The organism is Thermoflexus hugenholtzii, assembly GCF_018771565.1.
Classification (GTDB): Bacteria; Chloroflexota; Anaerolineae; order Thermoflexales; family Thermoflexaceae; genus Thermoflexus; species Thermoflexus hugenholtzii_A.
This window is the reverse complement of the sequence record NZ_CP076326.1, coordinates 866,828-879,815: the sequence shown is the minus strand read 5'-3', so window position 1 is coordinate 879,815 and position 12,988 is coordinate 866,828. Positions and strand designations below refer to the sequence as shown.

Annotated in this window: 8 protein-coding genes; 2 read left to right on the top strand and 6 right to left on the bottom strand. The window is 68.5% G+C overall.

The features are described from left to right. Positions 1-16: 16 nt before the first annotated feature. From nuoK to KNN16_RS04005, 4 genes are all read right to left on the bottom strand, one after another. On the bottom strand, positions 17-325 hold the full coding sequence (gene nuoK, locus KNN16_RS04020; protein WP_299282807.1) for an NADH-quinone oxidoreductase subunit NuoK: 309 nt from the start codon (positions 323-325) through the stop codon (positions 17-19). Positions 326-370: 45 nt separating this feature from the next. Further along, positions 371-871, bottom strand: a complete 501-nt coding sequence (locus KNN16_RS04015; protein WP_299282810.1) for an NADH-quinone oxidoreductase subunit J — start codon at positions 869-871, stop codon at positions 371-373. 69 nt (positions 872-940) lie between these two features. Beyond that, positions 941-2,152, bottom strand: a complete 1,212-nt coding sequence (gene nuoH / locus KNN16_RS04010; protein ID WP_303899078.1) for an NADH-quinone oxidoreductase subunit NuoH — start codon at positions 2,150-2,152, stop codon at positions 941-943. Between the two features lie 47 nt (positions 2,153-2,199). Next, on the bottom strand, positions 2,200-2,529 hold the full coding sequence (locus tag KNN16_RS04005; protein WP_366972022.1) for an NADH-quinone oxidoreductase subunit A: 330 nt from the start codon (positions 2,527-2,529) through the stop codon (positions 2,200-2,202). Positions 2,530-2,850: 321 nt separating this feature from the next. On the opposite strand from KNN16_RS04005, the gene KNN16_RS04000 reads away from it, so the two are divergent. Continuing rightward, positions 2,851-3,963 (top strand): DUF3524 domain-containing protein, encoded by a 1,113-nt coding sequence (locus KNN16_RS04000; protein WP_303899074.1) that lies wholly within the window; start codon positions 2,851-2,853, stop codon positions 3,961-3,963. A gap of 401 nt (positions 3,964-4,364) precedes the next feature. On the opposite strand, the gene KNN16_RS03995 is transcribed toward KNN16_RS04000, so the two are convergent. Together KNN16_RS03995 and mutS are read right to left on the bottom strand one after the other, a co-directional pair. Further along, on the bottom strand, positions 4,365-5,282 hold the full coding sequence (locus KNN16_RS03995) for an HD domain-containing protein (RefSeq protein WP_303899071.1): 918 nt from the start codon (positions 5,280-5,282) through the stop codon (positions 4,365-4,367). Continuing rightward, the gene (gene mutS, locus KNN16_RS03990) at positions 5,279-7,915 is read right to left on the bottom strand and encodes a DNA mismatch repair protein MutS (RefSeq protein ID WP_303899069.1); all 2,637 of its coding nucleotides are present in this window, start codon (positions 7,913-7,915) and stop codon (positions 5,279-5,281) included. Before mutS ends, KNN16_RS03995 begins: the two co-directional genes overlap by 4 nt. Before the next feature lie 159 nt (positions 7,916-8,074). Here mutS and KNN16_RS03985 point away from each other — a divergent pair, with 159 nt between their 5' ends. Then, a complete protein-coding gene (locus KNN16_RS03985) occupies positions 8,075-12,793 on the top strand; it encodes a GAF domain-containing protein (RefSeq protein WP_303899066.1) in 4,719 nt (1,572 codons plus the stop codon). Positions 12,794-12,988: the final 195 nt, after the last annotated feature.

Sequence of the window (12,988 nt, the reverse complement as noted above, 5' to 3'; positions counted from 1 at the left end):
CATCCACCTCGAGAGATTAACCCCTGAGGAGGTCGATGTTCTCCACGTCGACCGTCTCGCGGTTCCGGTAGATGCTGATGATCAGCGCCAGGCCGGCGGCCGCCTCCGCCGCCGCCACCACCAGCACGAAGAGGGCGAAGGCCTGCCCCACCGTTCGCTCCGGGTGCAGGTAGCGCCAGAAGGCGACCAGGCTGAGGTTCACCGCGTTGAGCATGAGCTCGATGGCCATCAGGATCGCGATGGCGTTGCGCCGCGCCAGGACCCCATACACGCCGATACAGAACAGCGCCGCTGCCACCAGCAGATACCAGGTCAAGGGGATCATCGGGAAGCCCTCCACCGCGCGAAGATCAGGCCCGGCTCCGGGATCTCAACGCTTCTCCCGGGCGATGAAGATCGCCCCGATCAGCGCCGCCAGGATCATCACCGAGGCCAGCTCAAAGGGCAGGGCGAACTGGTTCGGGTCCACCAGGGAGCGTCCCAGGGCCTCGATGGCGTCCGCCGGCACCCCGGAGGCAGCCGTCGGCCATGGGAACCCGGCCAGCACCGGGGCCAGCAGGATGAAAAAGAGCCCGGCGATCACCGCGGCGGCCAGGCTCTGGTTGTTCAAAGGCGGGCCCGGGTTCCGGGCCATCCCCCGGGTGAGCATGACGGCGAAGATGATCAGAATGGAGATGGCCCCGATGTAGATCAAGACCTGCACCCCGGCCAGGAACTCTGCCTCCAGCAGGATGAAGAGGCCCGCCACCCCCACCAGCGAGAGGATCAGATAGAGCACGGCGTGAAACAGATGCCGGCTGAGGACGGTCATCAGGCCCGCCCCCAGGGTCAGGGCCGCAAACAGGATGAAAACCGCCTGGATCAGCGTCATCGCCCACCACGCTCCCGGAAGGTCTCCTCGGGCGAGGAATGAAAGAGATCCCTGTATCTCCCTTGCCGTTCAATGCGCCGCCACAGGGGCCTCAACGGCTTCCGCTTCCGCCTCCGCTGCCAGCGCCGCCATCCGGGCCCGGCGCCCCAGATACCCCGGCAGGGCCAGCGCCCCGATCAGCATCGCCACATTGAACAGGAAGAGACCGGCCGCCCACATCCCGCCGCTCACCCCCGCCGCCCGCAGGCCCCTGTCCACCAGCGCCACCCCGATCAGATTCAGGATCATGAGGGGCGTCAGGAACTTCCAGTTCAGGTTCAACATCTGATCGATCCGAATCCGAGGAAGCGTAGCCCGCAACCAGAAGAAAAGGAAGATCCCTACGCTCATCTTGATGAGCATCCACAGATAAGGTGGGAGCCACGGCCCCCGCCAGCCGCCCAGGAAGAGGACGGCGAAGAGGGCGGAGACCACCAGGGCGTGGACGAACTCGCCCAGGAAGACTAAGGCGAACTTCATGCCGCTGTATTCGATGTGGAAGCCGGCCACGATCTCCGACTCGGCCTCCAGCAGATCGAAAGGCGTGCGGCCCACCTCCGCCACGCCGGAGAGGAGGAACACCAGCGCCGCCACGGGGAGCACGAAGAGATACGGCACATCCTGGGCCTGCACGATCCCCACGGTGGACATGGTCCCCGCGATCATGACCACGATGACCACGCTGAGCACCGAGGGGATCTCATAGCTGATCAGCTGGGCCACCGCCCGGAAGGCGCCCAACAGGGCGTATTTGTTGTTGCTGCCCCAACCGGCCATCAGCACCCCCACCAGGGCCCCCGCCCCCACCGCCAGAGCGTAAAGGACGCCGATGTGGAGGTCGGCCCCGATGGCCCCCGGGCCGAAGGGGATCACCACCAGCGGCGCCAGAGCGCATGTGGCGATGATCAGCGGCGCCAGGTTGTAAACCCAGCGATCCGCCCCCGCCGGCATGGTGTCCTCTTTCGTCAGCAGCTTGATCCCATCGGCCACCGGCTGCAGGATCCCATACGGGCCCGCCACGTTCGGCCCCAGCCGGTCCTGGAAGCGGGCGACGATCTTGCGCTCCACGTAGGTGAGGATGGCAAACCCGATGAGGCCGAAGTTGACCAGCAGGAACGCCTTGATCAGGCCCACCACCAGAAACATGGCCTCCTCCGAGAGGCCCAGGCTCCGCAGGAACCCATGCAGCCACATCCCCAGATAGGGCAGCAGGTTATAGATGAAATCGTAGATCTGTCCCATGCGGACCTCGCGCGGGAAAGTTCAGGCATACGATGGAAGATCAACCCTCACACCCACTCCAGCGCGCCCTTCCGCCAGGCATACAGCAAGCCGCTTAGAAGCAGCAGCAGGAAGAGGGCCATCTCGATCACGGCATACAGACCCAGCTGGTTGTAAGCCACAGCCCACGGGAAGAGGAACACCGCCTCCACATCGAAGAGGACGAAGATGAGGGCGAAGATGTAATACTGGGCGCGGAACTGCACCCAGGTATCCCCGACCGTCTGTACGCCGCATTCATAGGCCTCAAGCTTGAGGGGGTTTGGCTTCTTGGGCCGTAGCGCCCACCAGAGGAGCAAGGTGGCTCCCAGAAGGGCCAGGGAGAGCAAGAGATACAACGCGACGACCGCATAGGCCGACAGCACGTCCCCTCCCCCTTGTTGCAGATATCACAAAAAACGCAAGCCTATTATAGCATCGGGATGAGGCCCCGACAAGGCCGCGCGCGCTTCCCCGGATATCCCGGCTGGATCGAAGCGTGGACGGCTGGGGCCACCTGCAACAGACGGATGATCCATCCACCGGGACGCCGGCGACGATCTCTCGGTGAGCCGCTATGGGAATCCGAACAGCCCGCCCTCGTTTGAGGGCATCCCCCTGGCGAAGGGAGACGACTGGGAATTCGGATCACCGAACCCCTCGTGCTGGTGGGAAGAGCGATGGAGATCTGGATCCTGGATCCTTGCGGGACGGGGGAGCGGCGGGCCTGGGCGGAGGGGTGGGCCCAGCATAGCCGGCACCGAATCCGCCGGCTCGCCCTCCCCCCGGATCCGCTCCCGCCCGACCCCGCCCGCGGGCGGGAGCGAGCCCTGGCCCTCGCCCGCCGCGTCCGCCGCGCCCTTACCGGATCCGCCGCCCCCGATCCGACCCGCCTGCCCGCCGGCCGCCCTCACCTCCTCCTGGCCCTGGATGGGATGGACGTGGCCGTCTTCCGGGAAGCGACCGTCGATCTTCTGGAGGGGATCCCCCTCTGGATCTACTGGCACGACAGCGCGCTCGGGCGGCGGCGCTTATCGGATCCCAGCCGCGCGGCCCTGGAGACGTCGTCCGCCCGCGCCGCAGATCGTCTGCTCTTCAACGCGGAGGGGCACCGCCAGCGCTTCCTAACTGCTCTACAGGCCATCGATCCAGCCGCGGCCGCCATGGGGATAGCCCGCTCCGCCACGCTCCCGCCCGGCTTCTCTTTCCCTCCCTCGCCTCCCCAGCGAACGGCCCCCGAGGCCACGGGATGGTTCCTCTGGATCTTCCGAGGCGATCCGGAGGCCCTCGATCGCCTCGTGGACGCCATGGGGCCGGCGGCGGCGAAAGGGATCGACTTCCGCCTGATCACGCTGAGCGAAGACCCGCCCCAAGCGGCCCGCGCCCTCGAGCGGCTCCCCCGCGCCCTTCGGGCTCGCCTGCTCGGGATCCTTCACCCGGAGGACCCTGAGGTCGACCGCTGGGCCGCTCGAAGCCACGCCCTCCTGGAAACGGACCCGGAGACCCGCTCCCCCATCCGGACCATGACCTTCGCCGCCCGAGGGATCCCTCCCTGGGTTCCCGAGGGGTCCGTGCTGGCGGAGCTGTTGCCCGGATTGTCCGCGTGGCGAGACGGGAGGGAACTGGCGGAATGGATCGAGGCGGAACGAAAGGGTTCGATATCCAGCTGGTCCGGGATCCCCACCCGCCGGTCCCCTTTCTGGCTGGAAGGCCTTCGGCCCTATGCGTGGCCTGCCCTCGCCGCCCGCTATGATACGTCCGTGGCCGATGGAGAAGCAGATGGAGTGGCCTGAGCGCCCGGCCTGCGTTCCGCCCACCACGCGCGGAGGGCGATCCACAACCGGGCCACCGGGCCCAGGGCGGCGCGGCGGGTGAACCCATCGCAACCGTTGCGCTCGGAGGAGAGGACGAGGATCCATTATCGCGCCAAGATCCGACGCGAAAGCGAAGCCCCCGAGCCCACGCCCCAAAGGGCGAAGGCAAAACTCGGAGCCCCCCCTTATAGGAGCGGCTTCCGCCGCGGCTTCGGCGGCGAGACGGGAACCCACCGAAAGCGAAGGTTCGGGAGGCCGGGCGAGAGCGCCCCGGTCCGAAATGAATTTCGGCCTCAAAGATCAAGCCGCGGCCTGCATCTCGTGAAGGTTTGCAGGCGCGCTCATCGCTCTGGGGACAGCAGAGCCGTCCGGACAGGTCTTCAGTCCTGGGCCACCTGAAAGCGACCGTTCTCAAAGACCACCTTCTGGATGATCCGCTGATCGACCAGCGGCGTCTCGGGGCGGGCGCACACCACGATCCGCACTCGATCCTTCAACGGCGTCACCACCACCTTGCGGGCCAGGATCTCCTGAACCTGGAAGATCCCCGCCGAGTTGCTCAGGTAGACCGCGATCTCGATGGGCAGATCCCCTCCGTCCCGGATCTCCACCGCATCCACGGCCAACGCGGACACCGAGTGGATGTCCACCTTCCCCAGATCGAAGGCCGCCCGCCCCCGCCCCTTGGTCATATCCGTGCCGTCGGCGATGGCCACCACCGAAGCCTCCACTGTCAGCGGCGGCGGGGAGCCGTCGTGGCTGGCGATGCACGAGAGGATGAACCCGGCGATCAGCTGCTCCTGCTCAGGATCCGGGTAGATCTCCGGTAGCCAGCGGGAGAGCAGCTGGGCGGCCAGGAACACTCCATATTCGATGTGCCCGACCCGATGCACCATGTTCCCGATGTCGTGCAACATCTCCGCCGCCATCACCACCAGGAAGGCGTCGTCCAGCTCGCCCGCCCCCGACGTCACGACATCCATGGGAACCTCGTGGCGCACCAGCAGCTGCATCATCTGCATCGCCGCGGCCGTGGCCACCCGGGCGTGGACCGGCCCGTGGTCGTTGTAGTTGAGCTTGTAAACGGCCATGTAGTTCGAAAGATCCCAGCACGCCGAGGCCCGCGGATCCCGGACGATGCGCTCATAGAGGCGAGCGGCCCGCGGATAATCCGCCAGGATCCGGCGGATGGTGGCGTCGGCCTGCTCCGCCAGCTGCTGATAGTCAGGGGCGATCTCGATGACCACCCCGTGATCCCGATAGGAGATGCGACGCCGCGGCACCCGCACCTTGCTCATCCCAAACCTCCTTCCGGCCCCCCTTCTCCCGAGGGGCCCGCGCGAGGGGATCCCTCCACCATCCCTTTCAGCTCATACAGTTTGTGGAGCGCCTCCAGCGGGGAAAGGGAATCCGGGTCCAGGTTCCGCAGGGCCTGGACCGCGGGATGCTCCGCGAAGAGGGGCAGGGGCGCAGCAGGGGGCGCCTTGCGCTGAACGGCCGGTTCCCCGCGCTCCAGCCGGCGTAACAGCTCCCGCGCCCGCCGGATCACCGGCCGGGGCAACCCCGCCAGCTCCGCCACGTGGATCCCGTAGCTCCGATCCGCGCCGCCGGGCCGCACCTGATACAGGAAGACGATGCGGCCCTCCACCTCCGCCACCGCCATGTGCGCGTTCCGAACCCGAGGGAGATACGCTGCCAGGGCGGTCAGCTCATGATAATGCGTGGCGAACAGCACCTTGGGCCGCCGCTTCGGATGGTTGTGCAGATGCTCCGCCACCGCCCAGGCGATGGCCAGCCCATCATACGTGCTGGTCCCCCGCCCGATCTCATCCAGAACCACCAGGCTGTCCGACGTGGCCTGATGCAGGATATAGGCTGTCTCGTTCATCTCGACCATGAACGTCGAACGGCCTGCCGCCAGCTCATCGTGGGCCCCGATGCGGGTGAAGATCCGATCCACCGGCCGCAACCGGACCCGATCCGCGGGCACAAAGGAGCCCACCTGGGCCATCAACACGATCAGGGCCACCTGGCGCAGCAGGGTGCTCTTGCCGGCCATGTTCGGGCCGGTCAGGATCAGGATGCGACCCTCCGCGTCCAGCACGACGTCGTTGGGGACGAAGCGCCCGGCCAGGGCCTGCTCCACCACCGGGTGCCGTCCGCCCCGGATCTCCAGGACGTCCTCCTCGGTCAGCTCGGGGCGGACGTAGCGATGCCGGGCGGCGGCCTCCGCCAGACCGGCCACCGCATCCAGGTGGGCCAGGGCCTGGGCGACGGCGCGTAGGCGAGGGAGCTCCTCCCCGATTCGGCGGCAGAGATCCCGAAACAGCTCGGCCTCCAGCTCCGCCTGGCGGGCCGCGGCGTTCAGGACCTGCGTCTCATATTCCTTCAACTCCGGCGTGATGAACCGCTCGGCGTTGACCAGCGTCTGCTTGCGGATGTAGTCCGAAGGCACCGAACGGGCCGCCGACTTCGAGACCTCGATGTAATACCCGAACACCTTGTTGTAGCCGACCTTGAGGGACCGGATGCCGGTCCGCTCCCGCTCCCGTTGCTCCAGCTCCGCCAGCCACGCCTGGGCCTCCCGGGCGATGGACCGCCAGCGGTCCAGCTCCTCGGAGAACCCGGGACGGATCACCCCGCCCTCCGCAAGCGTCGCCGGCGGATCGTCCACCAGGGCCCGGTTCAGCTGCTCGAGGAGCTCCGGAAGGGGCTCCAGGCGGTCGGCCAGAGGTCGAACGGCCCCGGCGTGCGGGCCGTCCATCCGGCGGAGGAGGCCCTGGATCTCCGGCAACGCGGTGAGGGCCCGGCGCAACGCCGCCAGATCTCGAGGGGAGGCGAGCCCGCTCCCGATCCGCCCGGCCAGGCGCTCCAGATCGGGGAACCCGCGCAGGTGCGCCGCCAGCCGATCCCGGGCGATGGGGTCCTCGACGAAGGCCTCCACCTGATCCAGACGGGCCTCGATGGCGGCCCGATCCCGCAGGGGTTGCGAGAGCCAGGTCCGCAACAGTCGTCCCCCCATCGGCGTGCGGGTGAAATCCAGGACCGAAAGGAGGGATCCCCGCCGGCCGCCCCCCGAGGCGCCTTCCAGCAGCTCCAGGTTCCGCCGGGTGGCCGGGTCCAGGAGCATATAGCGGGCGGTGGAATAGGTCTCGAGGGAGACCAGCAGCGAAAGCGCCTCCGGACGGGTCTCCTGGAGATACTGGAGGATCGCCCCCGCGGCCCGGAGGGCGAAGGGTTGATCCTCCAGGCCGAAGGCGTGCAGCGAGGCCACCCGGAAGTGCTCCAGCAACGCGGTGCGCGCCGCCCCGAGCGCGAAGCGATGAGCCGGGAACGGCGTGAAGGCGCAGGCGATCTCTCCGGCTGAGGGCAACGGCGGCGCGGCGGGCTCCCCCGGCGTCGCGGGATACAGACATTCCCGGGGAGAGAGGCGCAGCCACTCGGCCTCTGCCTCCCGCCGGGCCTCCGGGCCCGTCCACTGAGTGGCCGCGAACTGCCCTGTGCTCACATCGCAATAGGCCAGGCCGATCCCCTCCGCCTCCTCGACCCACGCCGCCAGATAGCTCGGCGCCCGCTCCTCCAGCAACGTCGGCTCCAGGGCGGTGCCCGGGGTCACCACCCGGACCACGCGGCGGGGCATCAGGCCGTTCACCGGTTCGCCGACCTGCTCCGCGATGGCCACCCGGTAGCCCCGCTCCACCAGCCGGGCGAGGTAAGCCTCCAGGGCATGAGCCGGGACGCCGGCCAGGGGCACCCGTTGCCCCTTCCCAACCGGCCGGGAGGTGAGCACCAGATCCAGCTCCCGGGCGACGATCTCCGCATCCGCATCGAAGGTCTCGTAGAAATCGCCGAGCCGGAAAAACAGGATGGCGTCCGGATGCTGGCGTTTCAGATCCAGATACTGACGCCGGATGGGGGTGAGATCCTCCACCGCACCGCCTCTCCGTTCCGCTACACGAGGTGGATGTTCAGTATACCCCTTATTTCTCCTTGACACAGCCCCAAGGTTGCCTTATCCTAACGAACGAAAGAAAAGGGTTCTGAGGAAGATGGAGGGATTCCGCCAGGGCTTCGGAGGAGCGCCTTTCGAATGGCGTGGGTTCTGGGTGTCCTCCTCGGGTGGATCGGCCTGCTCCTGACCTACCGGGGCGTGCGGCGCTCCCGCTCCTCGGAGGCGCGTCTGTGGGCGCTGGCCCTCCTCGCCCTGGCCCTCTGGACCTGGAGCGAGGGTCTGATCATCGGCGCGTCCGAGCCCGAACTGCGCATCCTGGGGTTTCAGGTTCAGGCGCTGGGGGTGGCGGGGATCGCTCCTTTCTTCCTCCTGGGCGCCCTCCGATATTCCGGCCTCCGCGCGCGGCCCTGGCATCGGATCAGCGTCCTGCTCATCCCGGTCCTGACCGTTCTGCTGGCCTTCACCAACGATGCGCATCACCTCGTCTGGTCTACCTTAGCCGTCCGCCCGGACGGCTCCCTCGTGGTCTCTTATGGGCCCTGGTTCTGGGTGCACACCCTGTTCGCCCTTCTGGCTTTCCTCGGCGCGGTGATCCTCCTGCTTCCAACCCTGATCCACGCTTACCGGGTCGCGTTCCGGGTCCTCGCCGGATTCCTGCTCGCCGTCGCCCTGGTCATGGTCAGCGTCTTCATGGCCCTGCACGATCCTTCGTATGCGCAGCTCCCCACGGCATGGCGAGGGGCGCCGGCGATCGCGCTGGGGCTGGCCACCGTGTTGCTGGGCCTGATCTTCCAGGCCCTCCCGCGCCTCCGCCCCATCCCCCTCGCCCGGGGCCTGCTCATCGAGGGGATGTCCGAAGGGATGATGGTGCTGGACCCGCAGGGTCGGGTGCTCGACCTCAACTCCCGGATGGCCGAGCTGCTGGGACGTCTCCCGACCGAATGCCTCGGCGCGCCGGCGGAGGACCTGCTCCGGGCGTGGCCGGAGCTCCGGGATGTATGGCGAGCGGCGGTCGATGAAGGCGGGGAAAGGATCGCAGAGCTCCGCCATCCGGCTCAGGAGCGCTGGTTCCTCTTTTCCATCCAGGCGATCCCTTCTCAAGGGGAGCCTGAGGGGTGGCTGGTTCGAGCCAGCGAGATCACCGAACACCGGCGCCAGGCTCTCCGACGCGCCCGCCAGCAGGAGGCCCTGCTGCGCCTGGCCCGGGATCCCCGGATCCAGAACGGGGAGCTCGAGGAGGCCATGGCCCGGATCGCCTGGACGGCCGCGGAGACCCTGCAGGTCCATCGGGTGAACATCTGGCGGCTGGACCCGGCCACCGGCCGCCTGTCCTGTCTGATCCATGTGGAGTGGCCGGAGGGGCGGACGGGGAAGGAGGCGGATCTGCGCGCGGACGAGTTCCCCACATATTTCCGGGCCCTGGAGGAGGGGCGCGCCATCGACGCCTCGGACGCCTGGAGCGATCCACGAACCTCCGAGCTGCGGGAGCGCTACATGGCACCTCGGAACATCCGCTCGATGCTGGACGCGCCCATCCGCCAGGGCGGGCAGGTGGTGGGGGTGATCTGCCACGAGCACGTCGGGGAGACCCGCCTCTGGACCGCCGATGAGGTCGCCTTCGCCGCGGAGATGGCGGATCTCATCGCCCTGGTCTGGAGCAACGCGGCGCGACGGGCCGCGGAGGCCCGGGCCCAGCGCTACGCCCGGCAACTCCAGCTGCTCCAGGGGATCTCCCAGGAGATCTTCCGCGCCGCGGATCTGGAGCGCCTCTACGCGCTGACCCTTCGGGGCGTGCGTGAGGTGCTGGGGGCGGATCGGGCGGCGGTGCTGGTGCGGGATCCGGATGGCGTCGCGCGGTTCAAGGCCTGGGAGAACCTCTCGGAGGACTACCGCCGCGCCGTCGAGGGGCACTGGCCCTGGGACCCCTCGGATCCGAACCCTCGCATCCTCTGGGTCCCGGACGCCGCCCAATCCCCGGAGCTGGGGGAGGTTCGGGAGGCCGTGCTTCGGGAAGGCATCCGGGCCCTGGCCTTCGTCCCCATCCGGAGCGAGGGGCAGACCTTAGGCAAGCTGATGCTGTATTACGATGCCCCACGCCATCCCGATGAGGACACCCTCCGTCTGGCGGAGACCCTGGCGGACGCCGTGGGCATCGCCCTGCGCCGGCGGCGGGAGACCTGGCTGTGGGAAGCGATGGCGGGAGCGCTCCAGGAGCTCCTAAGCACTCCGCCGGAGTTTTCCGAGCGGGTGCGGACGATCCTCCGGGGCGCCAAACGGCTGCTCGGCGGCGACCGCGCGGGCGTCTGGTTCTACGAGCCCATCCGGGAGCAGGTGGCCTGCGCCGGGGCGGATGGGCTTTCGCCGGACTACGTTCAATGGCTCCTGGAGAGCTACCGTCGCGTCCCTGGGGTCCGGGCCATTGAAATCCCCACGGTGATCCATGTCTCAGACGTTCAGACCGATCCGCGCACCCAGGCCGTTCGCGAGCGGCTGCTCCAGGAGGGATTCCGCGCTTACGTCGTCTTCCCGCTCTGGGCCCCCGCCATGACGGCCGACCAGTTCCCCTTCCGCGGAGTGCTCACGGTTTACTGGGACACCATCCGCGCGCTGACGACGGAGGAGCTACTCATCGGCCAGGCCTTCGCCAACGCCGCCGCCCAGGCCCTGGCCAGCGCCTACCTGTTCGAGGAGACCCAGCGGCGCGCCCGCTATGAGGCGGCGCTCCACCAGATGGCCGCTGCCATCCTGCGAGCCGAAGACCTGGAGGGGATCCTGCGCGCCGGCCTGGAGCACGCCTGCACGGCTATCGGCCTGCGCATGGGGGAAGTCTACCTCTGGGAGGACGGGCCGGGCTGCCTGCGCCTGCGCGCGGCGGTCGGATTGCCCCCCGAGGTCCAGGCCCTCCTCGCGGAGTGTCGTCCGGGCGAGGGGCTGGCCGGGCAGGTCTTCGCGGAGGCACGCCTCCTCGCTTATGGCGATCTCCGACTGGAAGCTCCGGAGCGGGAGCTCCCCTTGCCGCTTGATAGGATGCGGGCCTGGATCGGCGTCCCATTGCGCGCAGGCGCTCATCCGGTGGGTGTCCTCAGCCTGCACGATCCCCAGCCGCATATGTTCACGGATCCGGAGATCCGGATGCTGGAGACGCTGGCCGATCACCTGGCCCTGGCCGTGGAGCGGGCCACGCTGGTCGAACGGCTGGCCGACCAGGTCCGGGAGATCTCCCTGCTCTACGAGGCCAGCGCGAACCTGCTGGCCGCCCAGGAGGTCGATCGGGTGCTGACCCTGCTGGGCCGCTTCCTCTGCGACATCACCGGCGGGGCCTATGCGCGCTTTTACCGGTATCGGCCGGAATCCGGAACCCTGGAGACCCTGATGGAGTTCAGGGCCCCGGATGCCGCCCGGAAAGGGCCGCCGGGCTGGCCGGAAGGAACCCGGGGGGACCCCCTGGCCGTGCGGATCTCCGTGCTTCGGGAGCGCAGGCCGATCGCCCTCCGGCTCGCGGATCCGGAGGCGGAAGGATTGCTGTCGGCGGAGGACCGGGAGACCCTGGCCCGGCTGGGGGTGAGGCGCCTCATGATCCTGCCGCTGGCGGTGGGGGCGCGGGTGCTGGGCCTGGCGGAAGTCTGGGATCCGGTGGGGGAGTCATCCTTCTCCCTGAACCAGATCGCCTTAAGCCAGGCCATCGCCAACCACGCCGCGGTGGCCCTGGAGAACGCCCGGCTGCTGGAGGACCTCCGGACGGAGCGCAGCCGGCTGCGCGCGCTCATCGACGCGGCGGTGGACGGCATCCTCCTCATCCGGGCGGGAGGGGAGGTGATGGAGATCAACCGGGCGGCGGTCCGCCTGCTCTCCCTGGACGGAGAGCCGTCATCCTGGGTGGGACGTTCGGTGAGCGATTTGCTCTGCGATCTGAAAGGGCGGCGGCCCGAGCTGGCCCGGGGGCTGGTGCGCTACCTGCGGGCGTGGCGCCGGAGCCCGGAAAGCCGCCCCGCCGTGGAGCTGGAGGCCGGCCCCTACGCCCTGCGGGTCCACGGGGTCCCTATCGCCGAGGGTTCCTCCATCACGGGCTGGCTCCTTTGGATCTACGACATCACGCCGCTGCGGGAGCTGGAGCGCCTGCGCGAGGAATTCCTCCACATGATCGTCCACGACCTGCGCAACCCCGCGGCCTCCATCCAGACCGCCCTGGACTTCCTGCTGAGCGAGAGCGTAGGGCCGTTGCTGCCGGAGCAACGGGATGTCCTGAGCATCGCCCGGGACAACGTGGGGCGCATGCTGCGCATGGTGAACACCATCCTCGACCTGCGCCGGCTGCAATCCGGGCAGGCGATCCTCCAGCCACGCCCGCTCTCCCTGAGGGAGCTGGTGGCCCGGATCCTGAAGGAGCTCTCCATCCTGATCCGCGAGAAGGACCTGGAGGTGCAGGTGGAGATGCCCTCCGATCTCCCGCTGGTGCACGGGGATGAGATGCTGGTCTTGCGGGTGTTTCAGAACCTGATGGACAACGCCATCAAGTTCACGCCGTCAGGCGGGACGATCTGGATCCGGGCGGCGGCGGAGGATGCGAGGACGGTGCGCGTGGAGGTCGCCGACTCCGGGCCCGGGGTGCCACCGGAGCTGCGGGAACGTCTCTTCCAGCCCTTCGTGACCGGGATGGTCCGGGGGCGCGGGTTCGGTCTGGGCCTGGCCTTCTGCAAGCTCGCCGTGGAGGCCCACGGCGGCCGGATTTGGGTGGAGGATCGACCCGGAGGCGGCGCCCTGTTCGTGTTCACGCTCCCGCTGGTTCCGCCTTCCTCCGAAAACGGAGACCCCAACCGCTCAGGAAACCCGCCCACCCCCTCTCCTTTCGGGCGATAAGGGCCTTAGGCGCTGGAAATGATCGGCCTTCTGGATTTCGCGGGGCACAGGCCGCGGCCCGAATCGCAAGCCGAAATCGATTTCGGCAATTCGTCGAAGCAGGTGCGCAGCGCCGCAGCGCCTCTACCCCCATGTTGTGCCTTCTTCGGATCGGCGCACATCCGGGCGCATCTCCGAAGGCCCCTCCTCCTGGGC

Excerpts from the sequence above, each read along its gene's own strand:
- nuoK (WP_299282807.1), bottom strand. The coding sequence starts at position 325 with ATGATCCCCTTGACCTGGTATCTGCTGGTGGCAGCGGCGCTGTTCTGT.
- KNN16_RS04015 (WP_299282810.1), bottom strand. The coding sequence starts at position 871 with ATGACGCTGATCCAGGCGGTTTTCATCCTGTTTGCGGCCCTGACCCTG.
- nuoH (WP_303899078.1), bottom strand. The coding sequence starts at position 2,152 with ATGGGACAGATCTACGATTTCATCTATAACCTGCTGCCCTATCTGGGG.
- KNN16_RS04000 (WP_303899074.1), top strand. The coding sequence starts at position 2,851 with ATGGAGATCTGGATCCTGGATCCTTGCGGGACGGGGGAGCGGCGGGCC.
- KNN16_RS03995 (WP_303899071.1), bottom strand. The coding sequence starts at position 5,282 with ATGAGCAAGGTGCGGGTGCCGCGGCGTCGCATCTCCTATCGGGATCAC.
- KNN16_RS03985 (WP_303899066.1), top strand. The coding sequence starts at position 8,075 with ATGGCGTGGGTTCTGGGTGTCCTCCTCGGGTGGATCGGCCTGCTCCTG.